Here is a 26,499-nt window from a genome sequence, read left to right on the forward strand (position 1 = left end):
ACGCAACCGGTCGCCACGCTATAGTGCGCCCTTGCGATGGAAGGCCCCGGGCCCCACATCCCCCGCCACCGTCCAGCGAGCCCTCCCCTTGTCGAGCCCCAGCCACGTCGCCGATACACCCATTACCGACCGCTCGCAGCTGGTGGAGGTGCTCGCCTCCGGCGAGAAGCCCCGCGCGCAGTGGCGCATCGGCACCGAGCACGAGAAGTTCGGGTTCCGCCTGGATGACCTCCGCCCGCCGACCTTCGAAGGTGAGCGCGGCATCGAAGCCCTGCTCAACGGTCTGGTCCGCTTCGGCTGGGAGCCGGTGCAGGAAAACGGCAACACGATCGCCCTGCTGCGCGATGGCGCCTCGGTGACGCTGGAACCGGCCGGCCAGTTGGAACTGTCCGGCGCGGCGCTGGAAACCATCCACCAGACCTGCGTGGAGACCGGCACCCACCTCAATGAAGTGGCGCAGGTGGCCGGCGAACTGCAGCTGGGTTTCCTCGGCATGGGCTTCCAGCCGAAGTGGAAGCGCGATGAGATGCCGTGGATGCCGAAGGGCCGCTACAAGATCATGCGCGCGTACATGCCCAAGGTCGGCTCGCTCGGCCTGGACATGATGACCCGCACCTGCACGGTGCAGGTGAACCTGGACTACGCCACCGAAGCGGACATGGTGAAGAAGTTCCGCGTGTCGCTGGCGCTGCAGCCGATCGCCACCGCGTTGTTCGCCGATTCGCCGTTCACCGAAGGCAAGCCGAACGGCTACCTGAGCTACCGCTCGCACATCTGGACCGACACCGATGCCGACCGCACCGGCATGCTCGACTTCGTGTTCGAGGATGGGTTCGGTTACGAACGCTATGTCGATTACCTGCTCGACGTGCCGATGTATTTCTCCTACCGCGATGGCATCTACCACGACGCCAGCGGACAGAGCTTCCGCGATTTCATGCAGGCCAGGCTGCCGGTGCTGCCGGGCGCGCTGCCCACCCTGCGCGACTGGTCGGACCACATGACCACCGCGTTCCCGGAAGTGCGCCTGAAGAAGTACCTGGAAATGCGCGGCGCCGATGGTGGCCCGTGGAGCCGCCTGTGTGCGCTGCCGGCGTTCTGGGTGGGCCTGCTGTACGACGACACCGCACTGGATGCCGCCTGGGACCTGGTCCGCGACTTCACCCTGGCCGAGCGCCATGCACTGCGCGACGGCGTGCCGAAGCATGCGATGAACCTGCCGTTCCGCAATGGCACCGTGCGCGACCTGGCCCGCGAAGCAGTGAAGATTTCCGTGGAAGGCCTCAAGCGCCGTGCGGCGCGCAATGCCGATGGCCAGGATGAAAGCAAGTTCCTGGATGTGCTGCAGGAGATCGTCGAGTCCGGCCTGACCCCGGCCGAACGCAAGCTGGCGCTGTTCCATGGCCGCTGGCACGGCGATGTGGATCCGGTGTTCCGCGAGTTCGCGTACTGAGTGGATTGCGGTAGTGCCGGCCGCTGGCCGGCAGCCTGGCAGGGTCGCCGGCCACGGCCGGCACTACCAGAAAAAAACCCCGGCATTGCCGGGGTTTTTTTCGTTTCCACACCCGCCCTGGATCAGGCGGCGTTCTTCATCGTCGCCATGTCGATTACGAAGCGGTAGCGCACATCGTTCTTCGCCATGCGTTCCCAGGCTTCGTTGACGTTCTTGATGTCGATCATCTCGACATCGCTGACGATGCCGTGCTCGGCACAGAAGTCCATCATTTCCTGGGTTTCGGCCATGCCGCCGATCGCCGAGCCGGTCAGGTGCTTGCGGCCGAAGATCACGCTGCCGCCGGTCAGCGGCGGGTCCAGCTCGGTCAGCACGCCGACCAGGCACATGGTGGCCTCGCGCTTGAGCAGGCCCATGTACGGGTTGGTGTCATGGCCGACCGGGATGGTGTTGAGCAGGAAGTCGAAGCTGCCGGCGTGCGCCTTCATCTGCGCGGCATCGCGCGAGACCAGCACTTCGTCGGCGCCCAGGCGCTTGGCGTCGGCACCCTTTTCCGGCGTGGTGGTGATCATCACCACGTGCGCGCCGAGCGCCTTGGCGAACTTCACGCCCATGTGGCCAAGGCCACCGAGGCCGATCACGCCGACCTTCTGGCCCGGGCCGACCTTCCAGTGGCGCAGCGGCGACCAGGTGGTGATGCCGGCGCACAGCAGCGGCGCGGCCGCCTTCAGGTCGAGGGTGTCGGACACCTTCACCACGAAGCGCTGTTCGACCACCACGTGGTCGGAATAGCCGCCGTAGGTCGGCGCGCCGCTTTCGCGTTCACGGCCGTTGTAGGTCCAGGTCGCGCCTTCGGCGCAGTACTGCTCCAGGTCGTGCTGGCAGGCGTCGCAGTGGCGGCAGGAATCGACCATGCAGCCGACACCGGCGTGGTCGCCCACCTTGAAGCGGGTGACGTTGCTGCCGACCTCGGTGACGCGGCCGATGATCTCGTGGCCCGGCACCATCGGGTAGATCGAGCCACCCCAGTCGTCGCGGGCCTGGTGCAGGTCGGAGTGGCAGATGCCGCTGTAGAGGATCTCGATACGCACATCGTCCGGGCCGACCGCGCGGCGTTCGAACTCGTACGGGATCAGCGGGTCGGTATGTGAATGGGCGGCGTAACCACGGGCGAGGGACATGGGGAATCCTTGGCAGGGTTTGTCGAAAGGCGTTTTACAATACGCCCCGTAACCAGCGGCAAGAAGCCCGGATATCGGCATGATTCATCAAGTGAAACTGCACAATCATGGCCACTGACAACCTCTCCCACCTGGCCGCGTTCGCGGCGGTCGCCCGCCACCGCAGCTTCCGCCGCGCCGGCGCCGAGCTGGCGCTGTCGACCTCGGCGGTGAGCTATGCGATCCGCGCGCTGGAAGAACGCCTGGGCGTAGGCCTGTTCCATCGCACCACCCGCAGCGTGGCCCTGACCGAGGCCGGGCAGCGCCTGCTCGAGCGCCTGCAACCGGCACTGGGGCAGGTGCATGACGCGCTGGAGGAGATGAACCAGTTCCGCGCCGCACCGGCCGGGCTGTTGCGCATCAACGCCACCCGCGCCGCGGTGCCGACCCAGCTGGGGCCACGGCTGGCGCGCTTCCTGCGCGCCCATCCCGACGTGCGGGTGGAACTGACCGAGAACGATGGCCTGGTCGACATCGTTGCCGAGGGCTATGACGCCGGCGTGCGCCTGCACGAGTTCGTGCCCGAGGACATGGTGGCGGTGCCGATGGGGCCGCCGCTGCGCGGGCTGATTGTCGGCTCGCCGGACTACCTGCGTCGGCACCCGGCGCCACAGCATCCGCGTGATCTCGCCGCGCACGAATGCATCCGCTTCCGCTTCGCCAGCGGGCATCTGTACAAGTGGCAGTTCGAGCGTGGTGGGCAGGCGCTGGAGATCGATGTACCCGGGCGGCTGACCCTGTGCGAGCAGGGCACCGTGGTCAGAGCGGTACTCGATGGCATCGGACTGGCCTACGTGCTGGAAGACACCGCGCGACCGTACATTGAATCGGGGCAGATGGTGGCGGTGCTGGAAGACTGGAGCGAGCCGTTCGCCGGTTTCGCGCTGTACTACCCGAAGCAGCGGCAGATGCCGGGTGCGCTGCGCGCGTTCGTGGACATGCTGCGCGAGTGAGGTGCTGCAGACGTGCCGACCAACGGTCGGCACCCACCGGGGCAGGCAATTGCCGACCAACGAATCGGGATCGGCCGGTAGATCCACGCCATGCGTGGATGGAGCAACCCTACGCCCCCTGCAACACCGGCCCCAACAACGCCAGGCACTCACGCAGGTGCGCGTCCACTGGCGCATCCTCGGCCACCACGCCGATCACGCGTTCGCGCAGCGGCTCGGCTACGGCCATCGCGAGCAGCAATCGCGCCATGCGAACAGGATCTCCCTCGCGCAGCAGCCCGCGTTGTTGCTGTCGCGCCAGCCAGTCAGCCAGCAGCGCTCGGCCGCGTTCAATGCCGTTGTCCAGGTAGGCCTGCAGCAGCGCGTCCTTGCCGGGGAAATCGGTGGCCAGCAGGCGGAACACCTGCACCGCCTGCGCCGACAGCGCCTGTGCGCACACCGCGTGCAGGATGTCCTGCAGCAACGGCAGCACCTCGTCGGCATTGCGCGCATCGCGCTGCAGTTGTGGCGCGAAGCCGTCCGTCCACTCACGCACCGCCAACCCGACCAGTTCCTCGCGGTTGCTGGCATGCCGATAGACGGTCTTCTTCGCCACCCCGGCATGCGCCGCCACCGCTTCGACGGTGGTGGCCTCGTAACCCTGCGCCAGCAGCAGCTCCAGCGTGGCCTGCAGCACGGCGTGGCGGACTTCGGCTTCCGGTCGGGCAGGGCGGCCGCGACGGCGGGTCGGTGATGTGGGTTCGGGCAGGGTGGTGCTGTTCATTGCGCCCATCTTACCGCACCCATCAAATTGCGAAACGGTGTGCGTTTCCGTATTGTCAGGTCTCCCAACCCGTAGGACACCCCGATGGATACCGCTGTGAACGCTCGCCCCTGGCTGGACCACCACGATCTGCTGGACCCGGCGCCGATGCATCTGGAAACCGGCATCCAGCGCCGCGAAGACGGCACGCTGCTGGTGGCGGTGCGCACCGATCTGCACGGCTGCAAGGGCCGCATGCTGGACTGGTGGTTCACCTTCTTCGAGACCACCCAGCACATCCGCTGGTGGCATCCGGTCGATCATGTCGAGCATCGCGGCTGGGACGCGGCCTGGCAGCGCGGGCGCAGCTACCACGGCGCCAGCATCCATGCGGTGGAATCGCTCGCTGACATTCCGCCGGTGGCGGCGCGCCTGAAGTTCCATGACCCGCGCACCTTGCTGGTGCCCGAACGCCTGCAGGCGGCACAGGATGCAGGCCATGTATCGGCGGTGATCGCCGCGCGCATCGGCTTCGGTGATCACGTGCGTCTGGATGTACAGGGCGATCCCTGCGATGGGCAGATGCTGCATGTGGCGCGCGATACGCCGTTTGGCTGCGTGCTGCGCAGCCGCTTCGTGCTCGGCCTGGATAGCGCCGATCCGCGTCGCGATGCCGGCGACGCGGTCGGCCTGGGCCTGCTCAGGCACTGCTATACGGAGTTCAGTTTCCTGTCGCGGCTGCTGCCTTCGCTGTACTACGGCGAGCGCGCCAACGGCGAAGCAGTGCCGTTGCCGTGGTGAACGGCGCGCCGGTCATTCAACCAGCGCATCGTAGCCTTCGCCACTGAACTGGATCAGGCAGAAGCCATGCCCGAACGGATCGGCCAGTACGGCGATGCGTCCCCAGCGACGCTCGCGCACGGACTGCTCGAGTGTCGCCCCGGCCGCAACTGCACGTGCCAGCGCGGCTTCAATGTCATCCACCACCCAGTCCAGGTGCAGCGGCGTCCAATGACGCTCGTAGTCGCGCACGTCGCCGTCTTCCGTGGCGGCGCTGCCGGCGTCGTTGTGCAGCAGGTAGAGCGGCGTTGGCCCACCGAGCAGCTCCACGGCGCCCGGGCCGAGACGGCGGCCGATGCGCAGGCCGAAGGCCCGGATGTAGAAGTCTTCGGCGGCGGCCAGGTCGGGCACGTCCATGTTGACGATGAAGCTGTGGGCAGTGGCGTTCATGGTAGCGATGGGCGGCATCCGGTGGTCGCAGTCTAGTCCTGCCGCGTGGTGCCGCCGGTTCATCTCCTGCGCGAATTCGGGCAAGCTGGGCGGTCTCCATCGACAAGGACATCCATGAGCGCGCTATCCGGCATCGAACAGGCCACGGGCCAGACCTTCCCGCCCCTGTTCAAGCAGTTGCATGCAGCGGGTCGGTTGAGCTGGGGTGCTCCCCATCCGGAATGGTCCGAGGTGGTATTCCCGGCGCTGCAGGCAGAACCGCCGGTGCTGCTGTACGCCCAGGACTATGAGCCGTTGGAGGACGATGAACTGCTCGAGGCGTGGCAGGAGCTGACCGCGGAGGATCATTACAATCCCCTGCGCACTGACCTGCAGTTGCTGCCCTTTGCGCGGACCGGCGCGGGTGACAGTTACTGTTTCTGGAGCAACGCGCCCGGTTTCAGCGAACCGCCGGTGGTGATGGTGTGGCATGACGACGACCGTGCCGACGTGCTGGCCGCCAGCTACCAGGATTTCGTGTTCCGCAAGATGGTCGAAGCGGTTGCCGACTACCAGCGGCCGTACACGCTGCTGTCGCGCGGCGAGCTGGCCGGGAATCTGCAGCGCTGGCTGCAGACTCACCATTCCTTCCTGCGCGGCGACCAGTACGCGGCATTGCAGCGGCTGTTCGCCCGCGTTGACGATATTGAAGAAGGGAACTTCAGCGAAGACGAGGCACAGGCCATCGTCGCTGAAGTGATCGGCTTCGAGCGGCTGGACGAGTCGTTCGCCTACGTGCGCGAGGACGCCTGAAGGCCGGGGTCGGAAGGCCGGGGTCGGATCCGGGCGCAGCGTGGCTCTGACTCCTTGTTCGCCGAGCAGGGGTCAGAGCCCTTTCCGTTGGAAAGGGATCCGACCCCGTGCGGGATCAGCCTGCGGCCGGGTAATCGAGATAGCCCGCCTCGCCGCCCCCGTAATAGGTGCTGCGGTCGGGCGTGGCCAACGCGATGTTGCGCTGCAGGCGTTCGACCAGATCCGGGTTGGCGATGAACGGCTGGCCGAACGCGGCAAGGTCGATGGTGCCGGCCTCGACCAGCTGCAGGGCGCGTTCGCGGGTCATGCCGCCGGCCAGGATCACGGTGCCACCGTAGGCCTGCTTGAACTGCTGCAGGAAGGCCTCGCCCAGCACCGACTGGCCCGCCTGCTGGTTGTCGTTGAGATGCACATAGGCCAGGCCGCGCTTGCCCAGTTCCTCGGCCAGGTACAGATAGGTGGCCTCGTTGTCGGGGTAGAACGGCATGTCGAAGGTGAGATTGTTCGGTGCCAGGCGCACGCCGATGCGCTGCGCACCGATGCGCTGGGCCATCGCATCGACGGTGTCCAGGATCAAGCGCGCGCGGTTGGGCAGCGAGCCGCCGTAGTGATCTTCGCGCTGGTTGATGACCGGGTTGAGGAACTGTTCGAACAGGTAGCCGTTGGCGGCATGCAGTTCGATGCCGTCGAAGCCGGCGGCGATGGCGTTCTCTGCGCCGCGCACGAAGTCGTCGACGATGCCGGGGATCTCTGCGGTCTCCAGTGCACGTGCCGGGGTGGGATCGGCGTGGCCGCGGCTGCCATCGTCCAGGTAGACGAACGAGGTGTTCTTCGGTGCGCTGGCTACCGGGCGGGTACCGGCGCTGACCGGTTGCCTACCGTCGGGCTGCAGCGAGGAATGCGACATGCGGCCGACGTGCCAGAGCTGGGCAAAGATCGTGCCCTGAGCGGCATGCACCGCCTCGGTGACGAGCCTCCACCCAGCCACCTGCTCGGCAGACCAGATGCCGGGCACGTCGATGTAGCCCTGTCCCTGCGGCGAAACCGGCGTGCCTTCGCTGATGATCAGGCCGGCGCTGGCGCGCTGCCGGTAGTACTGTGCGGTGAGTTCGTTGGCGACCGCTCCGGGGTTGCGGGCACGGGTCATCGGCGCCATCGCGATGCGGTTGCGCAGGGCGGTGCCTGCAAGGTCGAAGGGGCGGAACAGCGCGGCGGTCATGTCGGTCATCTCGGTGCGGGGGAAGGCGCCAGCGGCGCGATGCACACAGGATGGAGTTGACATGCAGGCGCATAAAGCGCTTCGATCTCCCCGGGTGCGGGACTATTTGTCCCCAATGGAGCGCGATGGATGCTGCCGCTGGAATCGTTGAATGGCCTGGTCACGTTCGTCACCACGGCCCGCTCGGGCAGCTTCACCGAAGCCGCCGACGCGCTGGGCATCTCGCGCTCGGCGGTGGGCAAGGCCATCGCCCGGCTGGAAACACGGCTGGGGGTCCGCCTGTTCCACCGCACCACGCGGCGTATTGCGCTGACCACCGACGGCGAGGCGTACTACGCGTCGTGTGCGGCGGCGCTGGAAGAAATCTCTGCCGCCGAGGCCTGCCTGGGATCGGCCGGCCTGCCCAGCGGACGGCTGCGCATCGACATGCCGTCCTCGTTCGGGCGGCTGGTGATACTACCGGTGCTGTTGCGGCTTTGCCGACAGTACCCGGACCTGCAGTTGACCATGACCTTCACCGATCACTTCGTCGATCCCGTCGAGGAAGGCATCGACCTGCTGATCCGCTTCGGCGGGCTGCACCAGGCCGAGCATCTGGTGGCGCGGCGGCTGGGGCACCAGCGCCTGGTTACCTGCGCATCGCCGGAGTACCTGCAGGCACATGGCGTGCCGCGCACGGTGGAGGAACTCGCGCAGCACCGCAGCATCGTCGGCTTCCGCCATGGGCAACCGGTGTGGTGGCGGATCGGCAGCGAGGAGGACGAAGGGACATTCATCCCGAATGCGCCGTATCAACTCAATGACGGCGACGCGGTAATTGAAGCGGCCATCGCCGGGCTTGGTATCTGCCAGATGCCGGTTTCACTGGTACGCCGCCACCTGGAATCCGGCGCGCTGCAGTCGGTGCTGGACACGCACATGCAACGGCATATCGATATCCATGCGCTGTGGCCGCCGACGCGCCACCTGCGGCCCAAGGTGCGCTACGTGGTGGATGAACTGACCCGGTTGGCGGGTGAGGGTGTGTTTGATTGAGCGTAGGGCATCAGTAGCTGACGATCCGGGCGGACGTGTCTTCGCCTTCCTGAAGTGCTTCAAACACCTCAGCCAGGAGCGCAATCAGATCGCGTCCATGTGAGGTGACGAAGCAGGTCGCCAAGGCTGTCGATGTCGGGAGCGATATCGTCTCCCCACGGTGGATGCTGGGTTCGATCCTCGTGCGACCAGATGGCACAGGCTGGCGGCAGTTCGGCCAGTTCACAGCGGATGACGTGCATCTCTGAAAGTGCGATGGCCGCATCTGATTTCTGCAGCCAGCCAGCGTAGAGCTGCTTCATGATGACCGGGAAGCGGCTTCCCCATCCATCCGGTTCCAGGTTGCCGGTGATCGTTGAGAAGAACGCATACAGAAATTCGCTGCTGCCGATCTCATCGGTGATGCGACCGAGTTGGACGCCAATGCCCATTGTTTGATCCCAGGTGTTGCAGACACCAGAGCTTGCCTTACACAGCTTTGATGGCTGCCGTGTTGCCGCAAGTATTTGATTTGGCTTGCGTAAAAGCTGCCGTCGCGGAGATTCAGGACGCCATTTGCGTCAAACCAACGGCTTCTATATATACTATCCCCCAGTATAGTTCCGAGGTGGCCTCGCCATGCCGCACTCCCCCGAAGAGAAGAAGAAGGTCCTGGCCCGCGTGCGCCGCATCCGCGGCCAGTGCGATGCGCTGGACCGCGCGCTGGAAGCCGGTGCCGACTGCGGGCCGGTGCTGCAGCAGATCGCCGCCATCCGTGGCGCGGTCAACGGCCTGATGTCCGAGGTGATGGAGGCCCATCTGCGCGAGGAGTTCGGCCAGCCTGCGGCCTCCGATGAACAACGCGCCGAACGCGTGCGCGACATGAGCGCGTTGATCCGCTCGTACCTGAAATAAACGATGGCGCAACATGGCGCCGCCCATCCTGTCATTGCCTGTCTTTGGAGAAATCACCATGAAGTCCCGTGCCGCCGTCGCCTTTGGTCCCGGCCAGCCGCTGAAGATCGTCGAGATCGACGTCGCCCCGCCGAAGAAGGGCGAAGTGCTGGTCAAGATCACCCACACCGGTGTCTGCCACACCGATGCGTTCACCCTGTCCGGCGATGATCCGGAAGGCCTGTTCCCGGTGGTGCTGGGCCATGAAGGCGCCGGCGTCGTGGTGGAGGTCGGCGAGGGCGTGACCAGCGTCAAGCCCGGCGACCACGTGATTCCGCTGTACACCGCCGAGTGCGGTGAGTGCCTGTTCTGCAAGAGCGGCAAGACCAACCTGTGCGTTTCGGTGCGCGCTACCCAGGGCAAGGGCGTGATGCCGGATGGCACCAGCCGCTTCAGCTACAACGGTGAGCCGCTGTACCACTACATGGGCTGCTCGACCTTCAGCGAGTACACCGTCGTTGCCGAGGTCTCGCTGGCCAAGATCAACCCGGACGCCAACCCGGAACACGTCTGCCTGCTCGGCTGCGGCGTCACCACCGGCATCGGCGCGGTGCACAACACCGCCAAGGTGCAGGAAGGTGACAGCGTGGCGGTGTTCGGCCTCGGTGGCATCGGCCTGGCGGTGATCCAGGGTGCGCGCCAGGCCAAGGCCGGCCGCATCATCGCGGTGGATACCAACCCGTCCAAGTTCGAGCTGGCGCGCGAATTCGGCGCCACCGACTGCATCAACCCGAAAGACTTCGACAAGCCGATCCAGCAGGTCATCGTTGAAATGACCACCTGGGGCGTGGACCACAGCTTCGAGTGCATCGGCAACGTCAACGTGATGCGCGCGGCGCTGGAATGCGCGCACCGTGGTTGGGGCCAGAGCGTGGTGATCGGCGTGGCCGGTTCGGGCCAGGAGATCTCCACCCGTCCGTTCCAGCTGGTGACCGGCCGCAAGTGGATGGGCACGGCCTTCGGTGGCGTGAAGGGCCGCAGCCAGTTGCCGGGCATGGTCGAGGACGCGATGAAGGGCGATATCGAACTGGCCCCGTTCGTCACCCACACCATGGACCTGGACAAGATCAACGACGCCTTCGACCTGATGCACGAAGGCAAGTCGATCCGTTCGGTGGTCCATTACTGAGGCGCGGCGTGAGCTGGTTCGATGCCCTGCGCGGGCCGCGTGCGGACGATCCTCGCGCGGCTTTGGTCGATCCGATCGAGCAGGCCCTGCGTGCACTGGGCTGGGTCGAGGGCGACGTGGGTCCGCCGCGCGCGGTGGACTCACCCTTCGGCATCGATGAAATGCCGTTCGAACACTGGCTGGCGCAGGTGTTCCTGCCGCGTCTGCACGAAGCCCGCGCTGATGGCCAATGGCCACCGCGCAGTGACGTGGCGGTGGCGGCGTACCGCAACCTGGACGGCCAGCCCGGTGTCGAACCCTTGCTGCGCCTGTTGGCGCAGCTGGATGAACGGATCAACCAAGGCATCCACGCCGGGCGTGGATAAGCCGACCAAGGTCGGCATCTACCAGAAGCACGCGTGCGCTGACGCGCCGCGCAGGAGAGCACCATGGAACGCATTGAACACCGCGCATGTTTTGGCGGCTGGCAGGACGTTTACCGCCATCATTCCACCACGCTGGGCTGCGACATGCAGTTCGCCGTGTACCTGCCACCGCAGGCGGAAACACAGAAGCTGCCGGTGCTGTACTGGCTGAGCGGCCTGACCTGCACCGAGCAGAACTTCATCACCAAGGCCGGCGCACAGCGCTACGCCGCCGAACACGGTGTGATCATCGTTGCGCCTGATACCAGCCCGCGCGGTGATGACGTGTCCGATGCCGAAGGCTACGACATCGGCAAGGGTGCCGGGTTCTACCTCAATGCCACCCGTGCACCGTGGGCGAAGCACTACCGCATGCACGACTATGTGGCGCAGGAACTGCCGGCGCTGATCGAGGCGAGTTTCCCGGCCACCGATGCGCGTGGCATCAGCGGCCATTCGATGGGCGGCCATGGTGCGCTGGTGATCGCGCTGCGCAACCCGGGGCGCTACCGCAGCGTGTCGTCGTTCTCGCCGATCGTTGCACCCAGCCACGTGCCGTGGGGCCAGAAGGCATTCACTGCCTATCTGGGTGACAACCTGGCCGACTGGGCGCAATGGGACGCCTGCGAACTGATTGCGGCGGCCAGCGAGCGGCTGCCGTTGCTGGTCGACCAGGGCGAGGCGGACGAATTCCTGCAGACCCAGCTGCAGCCGCAGCGCCTGCAGCAGGCCTGTGATGCCGCCGGCCATCCACTGACCCTGCGCCTGCAGCCCGGTTACGACCACAGCTACTACTTCATCGCCAGCTTCATTGGCGAGCACATCGCTCACCACGCCCGCGCCCTGCAGGGCTGAGGGCGTTCCGGTAGCGCCGGCCGCGGGCCGGCAACCTGCGGTCCTGTGATTCCCCGGGTTTGCCGGCCAGCGGCCGGCACTACCATCGCGGTGCATTCGGAGTGTCGTTTTGCCGCAGTGGATCACGCCGCTGTGGCGTGCCGGCGCGCTATCGTGCGCGCAGACGGCCTTGCGGATCGGGGGTATGCATGCCGGTAGTGCTGGCGCTGCTGTATGTGCTGTGCCATGGCCTGGTGCTGGCCCTGTGGTCTGGCCCCGCCGGGGTAGGCTCCTTCGTTTTCCTGACCGGCGCGCCGCTGCTGGCTGCGGTCGCCTGCCTGTGGCGGGCCCGCCGCGACCGGGCGGCGCTGGGCTGGCGGGCCACGGCGTTGGCGCTGCTGCTGTGGGCCGGCGGCATGGCGTTCAACATGATCGACGCGCTGGGCGCCGGCCGCGCCGATTTCACTCCACGGGCAAGCCTGTTCCTGTACGTGCTGTACGGTGTGCCGCTGGTGTTCATCCTGGCCCGGGCGCGCCGGGAGCGGGTCAGCATCAGCCTGATCGATGCGGCGATGGCGGCGCTGCTTGGCGTGCTGTTCTTCGTGCATGCGCAGTCGTTCGCCGCCCGCGTGGACATCGACGACCACGCATTGTCCAACATGCAACGCATGTTCGATATCCAGAACCTGTGTATTGCCGGGTTCGCCGTGGTGCGCTGGCTGGCCGGCGACGTGCCAGAACGGCGCAGGTTCTTCCGCGCACTGGCGCTGTACGCGCTGGCCTATCTGCTGGTGGCCTACTACATCAACCATTACACATCCGACGATGCATTCGGTGCGTTCAACGATCTGGTGATCGACATGCCTTTCCTGCTGATCGCCTGCCTGGCGCTGGACACGGCGCCGGACGCAGGCACAACGCCGCACCCGCGGCTGGCGCGGACGGTGCAGGCCGCCGGTCCGATCATCCTGCCCTTGCTGCTGCTGGTGGTCGGCACGCTGGTGGTTGATCATGCGCGGCCGTTGGCGGTGGCGGGCTTCGTCGTAGCTACCTTGGGTTTCGGCCTGCGCAGCGTCCTGCTCCAGGCGGATCTGCTGGAGCGCCAAGCGGCGCTGGATCAATTGGCGCGGCAGGACGGTCTGACGGGTGTGGCCAACCGCCGTGAATTCGATGCGCGGCTGATGGCCGAGTGGAATCGTGCGCGACGCAGCGGCACTGAACTGGGTCTGCTGCTGGTGGATATCGACCACTTCAAGGCCTTCAACGACCAGTACGGCCATCCGGCCGGTGATCGTTGCCTGCAGGCGGTGGCCGGGGTGCTGAAAGCCATAGCCGGTCGCGGTGGTGACAGCGTTGCGCGTTATGGCGGTGAGGAATTCGCCGTCATCGTGCCCGGAAGCCCGTTGTCGGGCGTGCTGGCGCTGGCCGAGCGGCTGCGTGAGGCAGTGGAAGCGCTGCCGTTGCCGCAGGGGTCGGTCAGTATCAGCATCGGCGTGGGCTACCTGCACCCGCCGGCTCTGGCCAGCGCCGATCAGTTGCTGGCGGATGCCGATGCAGGCCTGTATGCCGCCAAGCGGGCCGGTCGCAACCAGGTGATCCTGCATGCGCACGTGCTCGACGACGAAGGCAGCGCGCACGGCAGGATGGATTGCTGATCCGGATCTGTCCGTAACGCGCGCTGAGGGCGCATTGCCGCCGGACTGCATCACGCCGTGGTCGCGCAGAATCGACCTGCTGGAAGTTCCGATCACCCAGCGCATCACGCTGGACCGTGAGGTCGCGCTGGGTAGTGGCTGGAGGTGGTTGAAACGCCGCCCGATCCGGGGGGGGATGCCTGCTGCTCAGGCCTGGGATCTTTCCCGTTTGCGGAATAGTAGATAGGGCCAGATACCGATCAACATCGCCGATATCAGCGTGCCGCAGACACGTGCGAAAACCGGCTTCGCCGGGTCTGTCCAGACCATCGAGAGCAGGAGCAGGCCGAACACGATCGTCGGGCCACCCAGCAGGATCATCGCGAAGATCTTCACTCGCCTGCTTGTGGGAGCGTTGGCCAGCTTGCCAACCATGTCGGTGCCGCCGAAATGCACCTGCAGCGCATCGCTGGTCGAGCGAGCAGGCTGCGGCTTGGCCGGTTCAGGTGGGGCCACCGGTTGCTGAAGATCCACTTCCTGCGGTGCCTGAGGCAGCAGGTCGGACAGGTTGGTCTGCCCGATGAGGGCTTTCAGCTTGGGGTCCATGTGCAATCCGTGCATCCGCTGTTGGCGGCGGCACGATAGCAGCGTGTGCCAGGTACCGTCGAGCTTGTGCGACGGCCCCCGGGCATGGCCCGGCGCCACCGGATGTTGCATGGATCGCGGTAGCGCCGAACGAGAAGCGCCAACCAAGGTTGGCAACTACCAGATCCAAGCCTCAACGCACGTCGCGCAGTTCCCAGTGGCTGCCGGCCAGCAGGCGCAGGCGCTGCTTGAACACGTCACTGTCGATGCGGGTGGTGGCGACGAGGTTGATGCGCAGGTCCTTCTGCTCGCCGGTCACGGTGGCATCCGGGTCGGTCACGCCCCACTGCGGTTCCACCGCATCCGGGTCGGGCTGCTTGGCCTTCCAGCGCTCGAACAGCGTACCGCTGCGCAGGGCGTCCTGCAGCTCTTCGGCGAAACCGGCGGCGCCCTGCGAATGGAAGGACAGGTCAGGATCGTTGCCGCGTGCCTTGGACGGGTCGGGCAGGCTGATGTGGTACTGCGCAGGCATGGAGTTCTCCTTGAAGTGCGGCAAGACTGGCACAACCGCGGTGGAATCGATGTGCAGAATCCGGCCGTGGCCGGCGCTCATTCGAACCGATGTGGCCCATCGGCGAAGCCCACGGTGACCGCGCCCTTGCCGACGTTGACCATGCCGGTCAGGCTCATCACCGATTCGTACACGGTCACGCCGTGGCCGGCGCAGACCTCCTTCATCTGTGCATAGCCGGGCAGGGTGCGCAGCTCGTCCAGTTCGCCGCCGTAGCTGACGCACACCGTCGGTGTCATCAGCCCGGCACGCACACGTTGGCCGACCACCGCGAACAGCTTCTGCACGGCGTTGTCGAAGCCCTTGATCTTGGCCACCGGCCCGGTCTCGCCGCGGTAGCCATGCAGCACCGGCTTGATGTCCAGTGCGCTTCCCAGCGCTGCACTGAGCAGGCCGACACTGCGGTCACCCTTGTGCCTCGCACGTGCGCGCATGTAGTACAGGTCGCGGGTAACCATGTAGCCATGCACGTTGCCCGCCAGTTCCTCCAATCGTTCGCGGATCTGCTGCACGCTGGCGTTGCTGTCACGCAGGCGCACCGCTTCCACCGCCGTTACCGCCTGGGCAGCGAACAGGTTCTGGGTGTCGAGCACGCGCAGCGCGAACGGCGAGTTGTAGCCCGCTGCCTGACGCACCGGTTTGTAGTCGTTGAGGATGGCGAAGCTGGCCTGCAGCGCGTTGTCGTGGATCGGGCTGCGGGTCTTGGTGATGGTCATGCAGAACACGTGGTCGTAATCGATCACCAGCTGCTGCAGGAACAGGTCGCGGATCTGGTTGACGCTGAAGGGGATGGTCTCCGCCTCGGCGCCATGTTCGGCCACATGCGCGTGCAGGAAACTCAGGGTGGCCTGCTCATCGCGATGATCGGCCAGCACGGCTTCGCCGATCCGTACGGTGATCGGCAGCAGCACGATGTTGTGCTCGGCAATGAAGGCCTGCGGTAGGTCGCAGGCCGAGTCGACGACGATTCCGATGCGCATCCGCGGCTCCCCCTCCAGGGCGGTTGTAGGTTCGGAAACGTGAAATCTATCTCAAAATCTGCCGTGGCGCGCGAGGGAAACGCGCCACGCCCCGTTCAGCGACTGCGTTGGACTGCCACCGGCAGGCTGGCCAGGCGCTGCCATTCAGGTTGCTGCAGCAGGCCCGGATCGGCCAGTACCGCGGCCATCAGCGGATGCGCATCGTTGCCCCAGAACAGTTCCCCGTCGATCGCCAGGGTCGGCACACCGAACACCCCGGTGCCAATTGCGGCCTCGGTGTTGCGCCGCAGCTGCTCCTTCACCGCCGGGTCGGCGGTGGCACTGGCGACATCCTCGATACCCAGCCGCGCGGCCGGTTCGCGCAGGGCCTCAGGGCTGTCGCCCGCGTGGCCTTCGCGCCAGATCCAGTCGAACAGCACGTCCACCGCTTGCGTGCCGGCGCCGGCGGCCAGGCACAGGCGCAGGGCGGACAGCGGGTTGAATGGGTGGCCCGGCGGGAAGTGCAGCGGCGTGCCCTCGGCCTGTGCGTTCCATAGCAGCTGGCGGTACATGAAACGACGCTTGGCCGGAATCTCGGCCGGGCCCAGGTTGCCCAGGTGATGCAGTACCGCACCGAAGACGATCGGCACGGTCTGGATCTGCCCGAACTGTGGCAACTGCTTCAGCTTCTGCCAGTGCAGGTAGGAATAGGGCGAGACGAAGTCGAAGTACCAGCGCAATGTCGCCATCGGTGTGTCCTCGTGTGCGGTCAGGGCTGCGCGTTGCGCTGCAGGTAGCGGTCGCGCAGTTCGGTCTGGCGCGAGCGCATCGGCATCGCACGGCCGCCCAGCCAGACCTGTTCGGCGTAGTGCGCCACATCCAGCGGGTCGCCTTCCCACAGCACCAGGTCGGCACGCTTGCCCGGCTCGATGCTGCCGATCTGGTCGGCCACGCCGAAGGCCTGCGCCGGGACCCGGGTCAGCCCGGCCAGGCCGTCGGCCCACGGCAAACCGTTGGCCACCGCGTTGCCGGCCAGCTGGCGCATCTTGCGCGCGTTGTGGGTGGCGTCGCCGCGCTGCACGAAGGAAACCGCCACGCCGGCACGCTGCAGGCGCGCGGCGTTTTCCAGGGTGGCACCGAGCTGGTCGAAGCTGGCCGGCAGGTTGGCCAGCACGTCGACGAACACCGGCACGTGCGCAGCGGCCAACTTCGGCGCCACCTGCCACGCTTCGCTGGCACCAGCGATGGCGATCTTCACCTTTTCGCGGGTGGCCCAGCGCAGCAGTTGGCGGATGTCGGCGGCGCGATCCACCTCCACCACGATGCGGCCCTGGCCGGCCAGGTAGCGGCTGAGTGCGCGACGCCCGGCCGGCGTCAGCAGTGCGTGCGGCGAGTCCGCAGCCACCTGTCCGCGTGCTTCGTCGATCATCTGCTGCAACAGCATCCATTGCGCGGCGCGTGAATGCCCGGTCAGTTCGGAGGCTGCCGCGCCGATGCGCAGGAACAGGGCGCGCGGGCCGATCGGGTCGATGCTGCCATCGAGTCGCATCACACCGCCCTGGCCGGCGACGAAGCCACCGCCCGGGGTCGCGCCGAGGGCGGTGAAGCCGATGCCTTCCAGGCGCGTCACCGGAATCAGTACCGAGGCCGGGTTGTAGGCCAGGGTCACGTCGAACTCGGGTCGCAATGGCTGATCGCTGATTTTCAGCGAGCTGTCGACGGTACTGGTTTCAACCAGGACCTCCTCGATCCCGGTCTCGGTGATGCCACCGAACAGCGCCGGTGTCAGCGGGCGGCCATTGGCCTCCACCACGGTTGCGCCAGCCGGTGCCGACAGCCCGCTGCCCACCGCGCGGATGATGCCGCCCTGCACGAGTACATCGGCGTTCTGCAGGCTGCCGCGCGCGCTGGCGGTATGCACCGTGGCGTTGCGCACCAGCAGGTCCTGCGCCTGCGCGGATGCGCAGATGCAAGACAACGCCATGACCGTAGAACCGAGCCATGCCCGGCTGCCCTTCGCGGCAGACTGCACCAACTGCTTGAGCGCCGCCATCAGCGCACCTCCTGGCCAAGCTGGAAATCGGAACGCGGCGTCGCCGCCAGTGCGCTGCGGTCGTACAACCTGCGGCCATCAATGAAGACCTGCTCGGCCAGTGCATACGAACTGAACGGGTTGCCGTTCCAGACCACCACATCGGCCATCTTGCCGGCTTCCAGGGTGCCGGTCTGCCCTTCGATGCCCAGCGCCTTGGCGGCGTTGGCGGTCATCCAGGTGATGGCGTGCTCGGGCGTGATCTCCGGCATGCGCGCGCGTCGCGCGGACGCCATCACCTTGGCCGCTTCCTGGTTCAGGCGCTGGATGCCTTCGGGTGAATCGGAATGGACGATGGCGCAGCTGTTCTTCGGCCGGTCGACCAGCGCGATGTTCTCCGGAATGCCATCGAAGGCTTCCATCTTGAAGCCCCACCAGTCAGCCCACAGCGCACCGCAGACGCCGTCGGCGGCCAGCCGGTCGGCCAGCTTGTAGGCCTCCACGCCGTGGTGGAAGGCGGCTACCTTGAAGCCGAATTCCTTGGCCAGATCGAGCATGGTGGCCATCTCGTCGGCGCGGTAGCAGTGGATGTGCACGCGGATGTCGCCTTCGATCGCGCCGGCCAGCGTGTCCAGCTTGAGATCGCGCTTGCCGCCGGCATCACCGGCGCTGTCGCCCTTGTCGCTGCCGAACCAGCCCTTGCGCTTGGCCGGCTTCGGCTTGTTCTTGGCGATGTAGTCGGCGGCATCGATGAAGGCGGCACGATAGCCGGCCACGTTGCCCATGCGCGTGGCCGGGGTCACGCCCTTGCCTTCGCCATAGACCCGCTTGGGGTTCTCGCCGCAGGCCATTTTCAGGCCCCAGGGTGCCCCGGGGAACTTCATCGCCTGGTAGGTGACGGCCGGGACGTTCTTCAGGGTCACGCCGCGGCCACCCACCAGGTTGGCCGAGCCGGGCAGCACCTGCATGCTGGTCACACCGCCGGCCAGTGCGGTGGCGAAGCCGGGGTCCTGCGGCCACACCGAGTGTTCGGCCCAGACGTTGGCGGTGACCGGCGCGGTCATCTCGTTGCCGTCGCTGTGCGCGCCGACGCCGGGGCTGGGGTACACGCCCAGGTGCGAGTGCACGTCGATCAGCCCGGGGGTGACCCACTTGCCCTGTGCATCGATGCGGGTGACGCCGTCGTCGGCCTGCAGCTGGGGCCCGACGGCAACGATACGGCCCTCGCGCAGCAGCACGTCGGCATTGTCCAGGCGCTGGCCGGTGCCGGTCAGCACAGTGGCGTTCTGGATCAGTACCGGCGCATCGGGATGCGCCTGGTAGGTGCTGGGGTAGGGATCGGCGACGAAGCGCGAGGCGCCCACCGCCGGAGCCGTGCTCAATGAGAGCAGTGCCAGGGCTACCCCGGCGCGCAACAACGTCGATGCCATGCAGTTCCCCTTGCAGTCCGGTCCAATCTTCGACGCTAGCCCGGAGGCGGCGGGCTTGCCAAGTGACCTTCTTCACAGGCCTGCCGACGGTGGCTCGACGGCACCGGCCGGGTGCCTGAAAATAGCCGGTCCCCCGCCGTACCGGACTGGCCATGAAGAGCAAGCAGGAAATCGTCGACAACTGGCTGCCGCGCTACACAGGCGTGCCCCTGGACCAGTTCGGCCAGCACATCCTGCTGACCAACTTCGGCGGCTACCTGCATACCTTTTCCGAGCTGACCGGGGCGCCCATCATCGGCCTGGACCGGCCGATGGCCAGCGCCACCATCGATGGCATCACCATGATCAACTTCGGCATGGGCAGCCCCAATGCCGCGATCATCATGGACCTGCTGTCGGCAGTGATGCCCAAGGCAGTGCTGTTCCTGGGCAAGTGCGGTGGCCTCAAGCGCAAGAACCAGCTGGGCGACCTGGTGCTGCCGATCGCTGCGATCCGGGGCGAGGGCACCTCGGGTGACTACCTGCCGCCGGAAGTGCCGGCGCTGCCGGCGTTCGCACTGCAGCGTGCGGTCTCGACCATGATCCGCGATCTCGGCCACGACTACTGGACCGGCACCGTCTACACCACCAACCGCCGGGTCTGGGAACACGACGAGGCCTTCAAGGAACGGCTGCGGGCGATGCGCTGCATGGCCATCGACATGGAAACGGCCACCGTGTTCGCCGCCGGCTTCGCCAACCACATTCCCAGCGGCGCGCTGCTGCTGGTCTCGGACCAGCCGATGATCCCCGACGGGGTCAAGACCGAGGCCTCCGACGCCAAGGTCAGCTCCCAGTTCGTGGAAAACCATATCCAGATCGGTATCGAGGCGCTTAAGCTTATCCGGCGCAACGGCAAGTCGGTCCGCCACCTGCGCTTCGACGAATGATGATGATGGCCTGGCGCGGCGCGCCGGCCCTGGGGAGTAGGTGATGGACGTTGCCGCGCAAGTGGTGGATTTCTGGAAGGAAGCGGGCCCTGCGAAGTGGTTCACCCGCGACGATGCCTTCGACGCGCAGTTCCGCGGATTGTTCCTGGATGAACATTACGCTGCGGCGTCGCGCGCGCGCGAGCATTGGCTGGGCAGTGCCGAAGGCGCGCTGGCGTTGATGCTGCTGCTGGACCAGTTCCCGCGCAACTGCTTCCGCGGTACCGCCCACTCCTATGCCACCGATGGCCTGGCGCGGCATTACGCCATGCGCGCGATCGAGGAAGGGCTGGACCTGCAGCTGGTACCGAAGCTGCGTGCCTTCATCTACCTGCCGTTTGAGCACTCCGAGGATCCGCTGGACCAGGACCGTTCGGTGGCGATGTTCGATGTGCTGGGTGACAAGGAATACCTGCAGTACGCCGAACTGCACCGCGACATCATCCGTCGCTTCGGCCGTTTCCCGCATCGCAATGCCGTGCTCGGCCGCATTCCCTCGCCGGAAGAACTCGATTACCTGGCCGAAGGCGGATTTGCCGGCTAAGAAAAAGGGGACGGAGGGGATTAAGTCGTTTGTGCCATAAACGACTTAATCCCCTCCGTCCCCTTTTTCAGTGCCGATCAGTACTTCGGCACGCCGTTGTCCACGTCTTCCGACCAGGCATTGATGCCGCCGGTGACGTTGAACACCTTGGTGAAGCCCAGGGCGCGGAACTGCTCGGCGGCCTGCGCGCTGCGGCCACCGTGATGGCACATGAAGGCCAGCGCGGTGTCCTTCGGCAGGGCTTCCAGCGCGGCACGGCCGTTGCCGTCGAAGGTCTTGAACGGCACGCCCACTGCGGCGATCTCACGCTCGTCGGCCGGGCGCACGTCCACCAGGGTGATGTTGCCGGCACGCACCAGGTCGTCGGCATCACGCACGCTGATTTCCTGCACCGGCTTGGGCGCATTCGGGTTGTCGATGGCCAGGCCCTTGCCGCGGATGTCGTCCACCCAGTCGATGGTGATGCCGTTGGCGCGACGGGCGCTGGCCAGGTCGAACTGCACGCGCAGGCCGTTGGACTCGGCGGCGATGGCGCCTTCATCGTGCGGGGCCAGCTGGAAGTTCGGCTGGAAGCCGGCGTCGATGCTCAGCTGCAGGGCGGCGCCCGGGGCGTCGGCCAGCGCGCCCTTGAGCATTTCCACGGCGGCCGGGGTCACGGTGATGCTCGGCGGGGTGCGGTCCGGTGCGGCCAGGCCCAGCACGCTGCTCAGCTCGCCGCTGGCCGCCATCTGCAGCACGATGTCGCTGCCGCCGACCAGTTCGCCGTCGATGTACAGCTGCGGGATGGTCGGCCAGTCGCCGTAGGCCTTGATGCCTTCACGGATTTCCTGATCGGCCAGCACGTTGACGTGGGCGAACTCGACGCCGAGGTCCTGCAGGGCGCCCACGGCCTTGGCCGAGAAACCACACTGCGGCATCGACGGCTGGCCCTTCATGAACAGCACGACGCGGTTGGCGTTGAGGATGGATTCGATGCGCGAACGCAGGGCGGGATCGAGGGACATGGACGTCGGGGTTCCGGGAATTCGAATCATCAATTCTAACCCCCATGGCATCATGGGGGATGAGCAGCGCAGGAACATTGCATCGCATCCCGGCACGCCCCTGGCGCTGGCTGCCCTGGCTGGTGGCGTCGCAGCTGGCCGTGATCCTGGCCTGGGCGCTGGCCGGCTGGCAGTGGGGCCTGCCGCTGCTGGTGGCCAGCCATGCGCTGTTCGTGGTGCCGGTATTCCTGCCCAACAGCCGTTTCTATGCACCGGTGCTGAGCCGGGTGCCGGATGCCGGCAACAGCGTCTGGTTGACCATCGATGACGGCCCCAGCCCGGAAACCCGCGCCGTGCTCGACCTGTTGGACCGCCACCAGGCCCGTGCCACCTTCTTCCTGGTGGGGGAACGTGCGCTGGCGCAGCCGGAACTGGTGGCCGAGATCCTGCACCGCGGCCACGACCTGGGCAACCACAGCCACAGCCACCCGCAGGCGCGTTTCTGGCGGCTGGGCCCAGCCGCGATGCGCGCCGAGATCGAAGGTTGCCAGCACGCGCTGCAGGCCTTGGGGGGCCAACCGGTGCGCTGGTACCGCTCGGTGGTGGGCATGACCAACCCGTTCGTGGCACCGGTGCTGCAGCGGTTGGGCCTGGTCCGGGTGGGCTGGAGCGCGCGCGGCTACGACGGGGTCGGCTGCACCACGCAGGGCGTGCTCGACCGCCTGCTGCCGGACCTGCGTCCGGGCGCCATCGTGCTGCTGCATGAGGGGGCCGCACACGGCCACAACCTGGAGATCATCGAGCGCGTGCTGCAGGCGCTGGACGAGCGTGGATTGAAGGCGCAGCTGCCGACCCTGTAGCCCCGGGTTCTGGTCGCTTGGAGCAGCCGAGCATGGGCTCGGCTCTACATCGCGGGGCGTTCGGCCACCAGCAACCAGCTGTTGAACGGCGTGCGTCCATGCAGAGGGCGCGGTGCCGTCACCTGCAATCCGGCTTCGGTCAGCGTCGCCTGCAGCACGTTCGGCTCGGGGTAGTGGCAGGGTCGCGTGTCCATCCAGCCGACCAGCCAGGCCAGCCGGTCGGCCACCCGCGTGGTGCGGTCGCGGCCATCGCCGGTGGCGAGGGGCGTACGCAGCAGCAGGCGCCCACCGCGGGCAACACGCGCACTGGCGGCGCGCAGCAGCGCCTGCTGCGCACCCGCTTCCAGGTACTGCAGCACATCCAGCAGCAATACGTGCCCGGCCCGGGCCGGCAGCGGCGCCTGCAGGTCCAGACAATCGAAGTGCACATCGTCAAGCTGGGTGGCAGCACGCCGGGCGCGTGCGATCTTGGCGGCATCCAGGTCCACACCGAGGTAGCGCCGGGTGTCGCCGCGCTGGCGCAGCACGTGGGCAAACAACCCCAGCCCGCAGCCCAGGTCCAATACCGGCTGCCCGTCATCGGGAAGCTGCTGCAGCGCGCCGCCGTACAGGGGATCGCTGCCGAGCTTGCTGCGGGTATAGAAGTAATCGCTGCGGTTGCCCCAGACCCGTACCGGGCGGAATGCCTCGGCAATGGAACGCGCCTGTGCGTTCGTCAGTGCAGTGCAGGGCAGCGGCGTGCCAGTCCGTGGCAAGCCGCCCATCGTCTCAGTCCGCTGCGCCGAGCAGGTGCGCGGCCACCGGCAACGCCCGCTTGCTCCACAGCGCGTACATCCGCGCCGAAGGGTGCAGGCCATCCTCGGCGATCATCGTCGGGTCTTCGCCCTGTGCGCGGCTGATGTCGGTGATGTCGACGAAGGCCACACCGTGCCGGGTACTGATCACCTCGGCGGCGGCATTGAACTCGTCGGTCTCGATCTCGATCGCGGCCAGGTCGCGGCCGCTGCCGGCGCCGAACGGGGTCGCACCCCAATCGGGGAAGGACAGCACCAGCACGCGGCCAGCATCACCGCCCGCGAAGCCGATCGCCCGCTGCAGAAGCGCCTGGAACTGGCTGCGGTATTCGTCCAGCGGGCGCCCGCGGTACTGGTTGTTGACGCCGATCAGCAGACTGACGAAGTCGAACGGGCCCTGCGGTGCAGCTACGTCGATACCGGCGTCAAGCTCGTCGGTGGTCCAGCCGGTGGTCGCAATGGTCTGCGGGTCGGACAGGTCGATGCCCTGCGTACGCAGCGCGGCGGCCAGCTGGTGCGGCCAGCGGCCTTCGACCGCAACCGCTTCACCGATGGTGTACGAATCACCCAGCGCCAGATAGGACAGCGCCACGGCTCACGCTACCGAACGGCGTGGCTTCAGCGGCACGACCTTGGTTGCGTCCTCGGCACGGCGGGCCAGCACGCGGTCGATGCGCGCGAACACATCGCGCATCACCGAGGCTTCCGGCAGCAGGGTCACGCGGAAATGATGGCGGTAGGGCACGTTGAAGCTGGAACCCGGTACCACCAGCACGCCTTCGTTGTTCATCAGGTCCAGCGCGAAGTTGTGGTCGTCGAAGCCCTTGGCGGCGGCGCCGACCACAGCCGGGAACGCGTACAGCGCGCCGGCCGGCGCGACCAGCGACAGGTGTTCGCTGGCTTCGCAGGCCTCGATCACCGCGCGGCGGGTTTCATACAGGCGGCCGCCCGGCGTGCACAGTTCGGAAATGGTATCCGGGCCGTTCACCGCGGCTTCGATGGCGTACTGGCCCGGCACGTTGGCGCACAGGCGCAGCGCGCCGAGCAGGTCCAGCGCGGCGCGGAAGTCGCCCAGGCGCGCGTCGTCGCCGCTGAGGTGGGCCCAGCCCACGCGCCAGCCGCAGGCGCGGTGCACCTTGCTCAGGCCGCTGAAGGTCAGGCACGGATGATCACCGGCCAGCGGCGCGACCGGCTGGAACACCGCGTCGTCGTACAGGATCTGGTCGTAGATCTCATCGACCAGCAACAGCAGGTTGTGGCGTCGTGCGATCTCGACCACGCGCTCCAGCAGTTCGCGCGGGTAGCTGGCGCCGCTGGGGTTGTTCGGATTGATCAGCACGATGGCGCGGGTGCGCGACGACACCAGCGTCTCGATTTCGCTCGGGTCCGGCTGGAAGCCGTTCTCGGCAGCGCAGCGGTAGTACACCGGGCGGCCATCGTTGAGGATGGTCGAGGCCGACCACAGCGGGTAGTCCGGCGAGGGCACCAGCACTTCATCGCCCGGGTTGAGCAGCGCGCGCAGCGACAGGTCGATCAGCTCGCTGACGCCATTGCCGACGAACACGCGGTCCGGGTGCGCATCCGGTGCGCCACGACGGGCGTAGTAACCGGCGATGGCCTCGCGCGCCACCGGCAGGCCCTGCTGATGGGTGTACGGGTCGGTGCGGCCCATGTCGTCGGCGATCGCACGCTGCAGGTGCTCCGGCGCGCGGAAACCGAAAGCGCCCGGATTGCCGATGTTGAGCTTGATCAGCTTGCGGCCCTGCGCCTCCAGCTCCCGGGCTCGCCGCGCCAGTTCTCCGCGGATTTCGTAGCGCACTTCGGAAAGGCGCTCGCGGATGGCCAGGGGCTTGGGCGAGTTGGTGGACATGGGAGCTGGGCCGTCAAAAGGCATGGGGCTTCCATCCTACCGGAATTGCTGCAATGCATGGCAAGGGCGCCGGGCCCGTCATTGCTGGGCTGGCAGGGCGCCGGCACAGGTAGAATGGCGGCGATGACCCAGACCCCCGATTTCATCGCCCTGCAGACCATTGGCTGGCCCTGGCCGGGCCCGGCGCAGCAGGCCGACTGGCAGGCCGCGATGGCCGCACATCCGCAGGCCCGCCCGGCGCGGGTGATCGAACAGCACCGCACCCACTACGTGGTGGCCGATGGCCCGGATGCGTCGATCAAGGCCGAGTCGCTGCCGGAATGGCAGCGCCCGCGCTTCCCCAGCCATGAACGGCCGGCGGTGGGCGACTGGGTGCTGCTCGATGGCATCCGCATCGTCGCGCTGCTGCCACGCCGCACCGCGATCAAGCGAGGCGCCGCAGGTGAGCACTACCACCAGCAGGTGATCGCGGCCAACATCGACACGGTGTTCATCGTCTGCGGCCTGGATGCCGACTTCAATCCGCGCCGCATCGAGCGCTACCTGCTGCTGGTCGGCGGTGGCGGTGCCGAACCGGTGGTGGTGCTGACCAAGGCCGACCAGACCGAATACAGCGAGGACGCACTGGCAGTGCTGGAAGAGCTGGAGATGCAGGGTATCGCCCTGCATGCGATCAACGGCCTGGATGCCGACAGCGTGGCGGTGCTGCAACCTTGGCTGGGCCCGGGCCGCACGGTGGTGCTGGTCGGTTCCTCAGGTGCCGGCAAGTCCACGCTGACCAACACCCTGCTCGGCGAGCAGCGGATGAAGACCAACGCGGTGCGCGCCAACGATTCGCGCGGCCGCCACACCACCACCCATCGCGCGCTGATGCCGCTGCCGATGGGCGCCTGCCTGATCGACACCCCCGGCATGCGCGAGCTGAAGCCGACCGGTGAAGAGACGCTGTCCGAAGGTGGCTTCGCCGATATCGAAGCGCTGGCCGCGCAGTGCCGTTTCAACGACTGCAAGCACCAGCAGGAACCGGGTTGTGCCGTACGCGCAGCGATCGACGCGGGCGAGATCGAAGAGAGCCGGCTGCTCAACTACTTCAAGCTGAAGGAAGAAGTGGCCGCCGCCGCCGCCAAGCTGGCGGTGCGCCAGGCCGAGACCGCGCAGGAGCGTGGCGGCAAGAAGGGCAAGGGCCAGCAGTTCCGCCCGGCAGGCAAGCCGCGTAGGCGCTGATCGGTACCGCGGGGTCGGATCCCATTGCGCCGCAATGGGCGCTGACCCCTGCAATGAACCCGCCTCTGCCTGCTTCGGGCGGGTGCCAACTGCCGGCTCCT

At 67.0% G+C, this 26,499-nt stretch carries 29 protein-coding genes; 14 read left to right on the forward strand and 15 right to left on the reverse strand.

The window, feature by feature from the left end; genetic code table 11:
* Positions 1-88: 88 nt before the first annotated feature.
* Positions 89-1,453 carry a glutamate--cysteine ligase gene (locus R1H25_RS01480; RefSeq protein WP_107380417.1) on the forward strand — a complete coding sequence of 455 codons (1,365 nt, stop codon included), beginning with the start codon at positions 89-91 and terminating at the stop codon, positions 1,451-1,453.
* Positions 1,454-1,575: 122 nt separating this feature from the next.
* On the opposite strand, the gene R1H25_RS01485 is transcribed toward R1H25_RS01480, so the two are convergent.
* A complete protein-coding gene (locus R1H25_RS01485) occupies positions 1,576-2,634 on the reverse strand; it encodes an NAD(P)-dependent alcohol dehydrogenase (protein WP_049448859.1) in 1,059 nt (352 codons plus the stop codon).
* A gap of 107 nt (positions 2,635-2,741) precedes the next feature.
* Here R1H25_RS01485 and R1H25_RS01490 point away from each other — a divergent pair, with 107 nt between their 5' ends.
* Complete coding sequence (locus R1H25_RS01490) at positions 2,742-3,626, forward strand: LysR family transcriptional regulator (RefSeq protein ID WP_057500530.1); 885 nt, start codon at positions 2,742-2,744, stop codon at positions 3,624-3,626.
* Positions 3,627-3,735: 109 nt separating this feature from the next.
* Here R1H25_RS01490 and R1H25_RS01495 read toward each other — a convergent pair whose 3' ends face one another.
* Positions 3,736-4,398, reverse strand: a complete 663-nt coding sequence (locus tag R1H25_RS01495; RefSeq protein ID WP_317222416.1) for a TetR/AcrR family transcriptional regulator — start codon at positions 4,396-4,398, stop codon at positions 3,736-3,738.
* 75 nt (positions 4,399-4,473) lie between these two features.
* Between R1H25_RS01495 and R1H25_RS01500 the strand changes: the two genes are divergently transcribed.
* The gene (locus R1H25_RS01500) at positions 4,474-5,169 is read left to right on the forward strand and encodes a DAPG hydrolase family protein (protein WP_049440661.1); all 696 of its coding nucleotides are present in this window, start codon (positions 4,474-4,476) and stop codon (positions 5,167-5,169) included.
* Positions 5,170-5,181: 12 nt separating this feature from the next.
* On the opposite strand, the gene R1H25_RS01505 is transcribed toward R1H25_RS01500, so the two are convergent.
* The gene (locus R1H25_RS01505; RefSeq protein ID WP_014648391.1) at positions 5,182-5,598 is read right to left on the reverse strand and encodes a VOC family protein; all 417 of its coding nucleotides are present in this window, start codon (positions 5,596-5,598) and stop codon (positions 5,182-5,184) included.
* 114 nt (positions 5,599-5,712) lie between these two features.
* On the opposite strand from R1H25_RS01505, the gene R1H25_RS01510 reads away from it, so the two are divergent.
* The gene (locus tag R1H25_RS01510; protein ID WP_317222417.1) at positions 5,713-6,390 is read left to right on the forward strand and encodes an SMI1/KNR4 family protein; all 678 of its coding nucleotides are present in this window, start codon (positions 5,713-5,715) and stop codon (positions 6,388-6,390) included.
* Between the two features lie 115 nt (positions 6,391-6,505).
* Here the strand turns inward: R1H25_RS01510 and R1H25_RS01515 are convergent, their stop codons facing one another.
* Positions 6,506-7,609, reverse strand: coding sequence for an alkene reductase (locus R1H25_RS01515; RefSeq protein WP_317222418.1), 1,104 nt, complete (start codon positions 7,607-7,609; stop codon positions 6,506-6,508).
* A gap of 129 nt (positions 7,610-7,738) precedes the next feature.
* Here R1H25_RS01515 and R1H25_RS01520 point away from each other — a divergent pair, with 129 nt between their 5' ends.
* Positions 7,739-8,644: a LysR family transcriptional regulator gene (locus tag R1H25_RS01520; RefSeq protein ID WP_317222419.1), complete on the forward strand. Its 906-nt coding sequence runs from the start codon at positions 7,739-7,741 to the stop codon at positions 8,642-8,644.
* A 68-nt stretch (positions 8,645-8,712) separates the two neighbouring features.
* Here the strand turns inward: R1H25_RS01520 and R1H25_RS01525 are convergent, their stop codons facing one another.
* On the reverse strand, positions 8,713-9,075 hold the full coding sequence (locus tag R1H25_RS01525) for an Imm70 family immunity protein (protein WP_317222420.1): 363 nt from the start codon (positions 9,073-9,075) through the stop codon (positions 8,713-8,715).
* A 187-nt stretch (positions 9,076-9,262) separates the two neighbouring features.
* Here R1H25_RS01525 and frmR point away from each other — a divergent pair, with 187 nt between their 5' ends.
* The 5 genes from frmR to R1H25_RS01550 all read left to right on the forward strand — a co-directional run bounded on the left by frmR (position 9,263) and on the right by R1H25_RS01550 (position 13,599).
* On the forward strand, positions 9,263-9,538 hold the full coding sequence (gene frmR / locus R1H25_RS01530; RefSeq protein WP_005411009.1) for a formaldehyde-responsive transcriptional repressor FrmR: 276 nt from the start codon (positions 9,263-9,265) through the stop codon (positions 9,536-9,538).
* A gap of 58 nt (positions 9,539-9,596) precedes the next feature.
* A complete protein-coding gene (locus tag R1H25_RS01535; protein ID WP_049448843.1) occupies positions 9,597-10,706 on the forward strand; it encodes an S-(hydroxymethyl)glutathione dehydrogenase/class III alcohol dehydrogenase in 1,110 nt (369 codons plus the stop codon).
* 8 nt (positions 10,707-10,714) lie between these two features.
* Positions 10,715-11,071: a YqcC family protein gene (locus R1H25_RS01540; protein WP_088480497.1), complete on the forward strand. Its 357-nt coding sequence runs from the start codon at positions 10,715-10,717 to the stop codon at positions 11,069-11,071.
* A 63-nt stretch (positions 11,072-11,134) separates the two neighbouring features.
* Entirely contained in the window at positions 11,135-11,965 is an 831-nt protein-coding gene (gene fghA / locus R1H25_RS01545; protein WP_317222421.1) for an S-formylglutathione hydrolase, read from the forward strand.
* Positions 11,966-12,153: 188 nt separating this feature from the next.
* On the forward strand, positions 12,154-13,599 hold the full coding sequence (locus tag R1H25_RS01550; RefSeq protein ID WP_317222422.1) for a GGDEF domain-containing protein: 1,446 nt from the start codon (positions 12,154-12,156) through the stop codon (positions 13,597-13,599).
* A gap of 186 nt (positions 13,600-13,785) precedes the next feature.
* Here R1H25_RS01550 and R1H25_RS01555 read toward each other — a convergent pair whose 3' ends face one another.
* From R1H25_RS01555 to R1H25_RS01580, 6 genes are all read right to left on the reverse strand, one after another.
* Positions 13,786-14,184 carry a hypothetical protein gene (locus tag R1H25_RS01555; RefSeq protein ID WP_049448836.1) on the reverse strand — a complete coding sequence of 133 codons (399 nt, stop codon included), beginning with the start codon at positions 14,182-14,184 and terminating at the stop codon, positions 13,786-13,788.
* 172 nt (positions 14,185-14,356) lie between these two features.
* Positions 14,357-14,695, reverse strand: coding sequence for a hypothetical protein (locus tag R1H25_RS01560; protein ID WP_005414449.1), 339 nt, complete (start codon positions 14,693-14,695; stop codon positions 14,357-14,359).
* A gap of 77 nt (positions 14,696-14,772) precedes the next feature.
* Positions 14,773-15,714, reverse strand: coding sequence for a DegV family protein (locus tag R1H25_RS01565; protein ID WP_057500547.1), 942 nt, complete (start codon positions 15,712-15,714; stop codon positions 14,773-14,775).
* Positions 15,715-15,809: 95 nt separating this feature from the next.
* Positions 15,810-16,442 (reverse strand): 2-hydroxychromene-2-carboxylate isomerase, encoded by a 633-nt coding sequence (locus R1H25_RS01570; protein ID WP_317222423.1) that lies wholly within the window; start codon positions 16,440-16,442, stop codon positions 15,810-15,812.
* 20 nt (positions 16,443-16,462) lie between these two features.
* Entirely contained in the window at positions 16,463-17,746 is a 1,284-nt protein-coding gene (locus R1H25_RS01575) for an amidohydrolase family protein (protein WP_317222424.1), read from the reverse strand.
* Positions 17,746-19,155: an amidohydrolase gene (locus R1H25_RS01580; protein ID WP_317222425.1), complete on the reverse strand. Its 1,410-nt coding sequence runs from the start codon at positions 19,153-19,155 to the stop codon at positions 17,746-17,748. Before R1H25_RS01580 ends, R1H25_RS01575 begins: the two co-directional genes overlap by 1 nt.
* 152 nt (positions 19,156-19,307) lie before the next feature.
* Between R1H25_RS01580 and R1H25_RS01585 the strand changes: the two genes are divergently transcribed.
* Together R1H25_RS01585 and R1H25_RS01590 are read left to right on the forward strand one after the other, a co-directional pair.
* The gene (locus R1H25_RS01585; RefSeq protein WP_049415280.1) at positions 19,308-20,084 is read left to right on the forward strand and encodes an AMP nucleosidase; all 777 of its coding nucleotides are present in this window, start codon (positions 19,308-19,310) and stop codon (positions 20,082-20,084) included.
* Between the two features lie 43 nt (positions 20,085-20,127).
* The gene (locus R1H25_RS01590) at positions 20,128-20,667 is read left to right on the forward strand and encodes a DUF924 family protein (RefSeq protein ID WP_049448828.1); all 540 of its coding nucleotides are present in this window, start codon (positions 20,128-20,130) and stop codon (positions 20,665-20,667) included.
* Between the two features lie 77 nt (positions 20,668-20,744).
* Here R1H25_RS01590 and grxD read toward each other — a convergent pair whose 3' ends face one another.
* Positions 20,745-21,671: a Grx4 family monothiol glutaredoxin gene (gene grxD / locus R1H25_RS01595; protein ID WP_032956577.1), complete on the reverse strand. Its 927-nt coding sequence runs from the start codon at positions 21,669-21,671 to the stop codon at positions 20,745-20,747.
* Positions 21,672-21,730: 59 nt separating this feature from the next.
* On the opposite strand from grxD, the gene R1H25_RS01600 reads away from it, so the two are divergent.
* On the forward strand, positions 21,731-22,510 hold the full coding sequence (locus R1H25_RS01600; RefSeq protein ID WP_317222427.1) for a polysaccharide deacetylase family protein: 780 nt from the start codon (positions 21,731-21,733) through the stop codon (positions 22,508-22,510).
* Positions 22,511-22,554: 44 nt separating this feature from the next.
* Here R1H25_RS01600 and R1H25_RS01605 read toward each other — a convergent pair whose 3' ends face one another.
* From R1H25_RS01605 to R1H25_RS01615, 3 genes are read right to left on the reverse strand one after another with little or no spacing between them, the layout of a single operon-like run.
* Positions 22,555-23,274 carry a class I SAM-dependent methyltransferase gene (locus R1H25_RS01605; protein ID WP_317222428.1) on the reverse strand — a complete coding sequence of 240 codons (720 nt, stop codon included), beginning with the start codon at positions 23,272-23,274 and terminating at the stop codon, positions 22,555-22,557.
* 4 nt (positions 23,275-23,278) lie between these two features.
* Positions 23,279-23,896, reverse strand: coding sequence for an SGNH/GDSL hydrolase family protein (locus tag R1H25_RS01610; protein ID WP_241880970.1), 618 nt, complete (start codon positions 23,894-23,896; stop codon positions 23,279-23,281).
* 3 nt (positions 23,897-23,899) lie between these two features.
* Positions 23,900-25,174: a pyridoxal phosphate-dependent aminotransferase gene (locus R1H25_RS01615; RefSeq protein ID WP_057500553.1), complete on the reverse strand. Its 1,275-nt coding sequence runs from the start codon at positions 25,172-25,174 to the stop codon at positions 23,900-23,902.
* A gap of 114 nt (positions 25,175-25,288) precedes the next feature.
* On the opposite strand from R1H25_RS01615, the gene rsgA reads away from it, so the two are divergent.
* The gene (gene rsgA / locus R1H25_RS01620; RefSeq protein ID WP_049448338.1) at positions 25,289-26,398 is read left to right on the forward strand and encodes a ribosome small subunit-dependent GTPase A; all 1,110 of its coding nucleotides are present in this window, start codon (positions 25,289-25,291) and stop codon (positions 26,396-26,398) included.
* The last annotated feature ends 101 nt before the right edge of the window (positions 26,399-26,499 follow it).

The sequence above is a fragment of the Stenotrophomonas veracruzanensis genome (assembly GCF_032911525.1).
Taxonomy (GTDB): Bacteria; Pseudomonadota; Gammaproteobacteria; order Xanthomonadales; family Xanthomonadaceae; genus Stenotrophomonas; species Stenotrophomonas africana.

Bases quoted from the DNA above. Each gene is read 5' to 3' on its own strand.
- R1H25_RS01580 (WP_317222425.1), bottom strand. From the start codon at position 19,155: ATGGCATCGACGTTGTTGCGCGCCGGGGTAGCCCTGGCACTGCTCTCA.
- rsgA (WP_049448338.1), top strand. From the start codon at position 25,289: ATGGCGGCGATGACCCAGACCCCCGATTTCATCGCCCTGCAGACCATT.
- R1H25_RS01590 (WP_049448828.1), top strand. From the start codon at position 20,128: ATGGACGTTGCCGCGCAAGTGGTGGATTTCTGGAAGGAAGCGGGCCCT.
- R1H25_RS01510 (WP_317222417.1), top strand. From the start codon at position 5,713: ATGAGCGCGCTATCCGGCATCGAACAGGCCACGGGCCAGACCTTCCCG.
- R1H25_RS01605 (WP_317222428.1), bottom strand. From the start codon at position 23,274: ATGGGCGGCTTGCCACGGACTGGCACGCCGCTGCCCTGCACTGCACTG.
- R1H25_RS01515 (WP_317222418.1), bottom strand. From the start codon at position 7,609: ATGACCGCCGCGCTGTTCCGCCCCTTCGACCTTGCAGGCACCGCCCTG.
- R1H25_RS01560 (WP_005414449.1), bottom strand. From the start codon at position 14,695: ATGCCTGCGCAGTACCACATCAGCCTGCCCGACCCGTCCAAGGCACGC.
- R1H25_RS01500 (WP_049440661.1), top strand. From the start codon at position 4,474: ATGGATACCGCTGTGAACGCTCGCCCCTGGCTGGACCACCACGATCTG.
- fghA (WP_317222421.1), top strand. From the start codon at position 11,135: ATGGAACGCATTGAACACCGCGCATGTTTTGGCGGCTGGCAGGACGTT.
- R1H25_RS01585 (WP_049415280.1), top strand. From the start codon at position 19,308: ATGAAGAGCAAGCAGGAAATCGTCGACAACTGGCTGCCGCGCTACACA.
- R1H25_RS01525 (WP_317222420.1), bottom strand. From the start codon at position 9,075: ATGGGCATTGGCGTCCAACTCGGTCGCATCACCGATGAGATCGGCAGC.
- R1H25_RS01520 (WP_317222419.1), top strand. From the start codon at position 7,739: ATGCTGCCGCTGGAATCGTTGAATGGCCTGGTCACGTTCGTCACCACG.
- R1H25_RS01555 (WP_049448836.1), bottom strand. From the start codon at position 14,184: ATGGACCCCAAGCTGAAAGCCCTCATCGGGCAGACCAACCTGTCCGAC.
- R1H25_RS01600 (WP_317222427.1), top strand. From the start codon at position 21,731: ATGAGCAGCGCAGGAACATTGCATCGCATCCCGGCACGCCCCTGGCGC.
- R1H25_RS01505 (WP_014648391.1), bottom strand. From the start codon at position 5,598: ATGAACGCCACTGCCCACAGCTTCATCGTCAACATGGACGTGCCCGAC.
- R1H25_RS01615 (WP_057500553.1), bottom strand. From the start codon at position 25,174: ATGTCCACCAACTCGCCCAAGCCCCTGGCCATCCGCGAGCGCCTTTCC.
- R1H25_RS01550 (WP_317222422.1), top strand. From the start codon at position 12,154: ATGCCGGTAGTGCTGGCGCTGCTGTATGTGCTGTGCCATGGCCTGGTG.
- R1H25_RS01570 (WP_317222423.1), bottom strand. From the start codon at position 16,442: ATGGCGACATTGCGCTGGTACTTCGACTTCGTCTCGCCCTATTCCTAC.
- R1H25_RS01495 (WP_317222416.1), bottom strand. From the start codon at position 4,398: ATGGGCGCAATGAACAGCACCACCCTGCCCGAACCCACATCACCGACC.
- R1H25_RS01575 (WP_317222424.1), bottom strand. From the start codon at position 17,746: ATGGCGGCGCTCAAGCAGTTGGTGCAGTCTGCCGCGAAGGGCAGCCGG.
- R1H25_RS01535 (WP_049448843.1), top strand. From the start codon at position 9,597: ATGAAGTCCCGTGCCGCCGTCGCCTTTGGTCCCGGCCAGCCGCTGAAG.
- R1H25_RS01565 (WP_057500547.1), bottom strand. From the start codon at position 15,714: ATGCGCATCGGAATCGTCGTCGACTCGGCCTGCGACCTACCGCAGGCC.
- grxD (WP_032956577.1), bottom strand. From the start codon at position 21,671: ATGTCCCTCGATCCCGCCCTGCGTTCGCGCATCGAATCCATCCTCAAC.
- frmR (WP_005411009.1), top strand. From the start codon at position 9,263: ATGCCGCACTCCCCCGAAGAGAAGAAGAAGGTCCTGGCCCGCGTGCGC.
- R1H25_RS01485 (WP_049448859.1), bottom strand. From the start codon at position 2,634: ATGTCCCTCGCCCGTGGTTACGCCGCCCATTCACATACCGACCCGCTG.
- R1H25_RS01490 (WP_057500530.1), top strand. From the start codon at position 2,742: ATGGCCACTGACAACCTCTCCCACCTGGCCGCGTTCGCGGCGGTCGCC.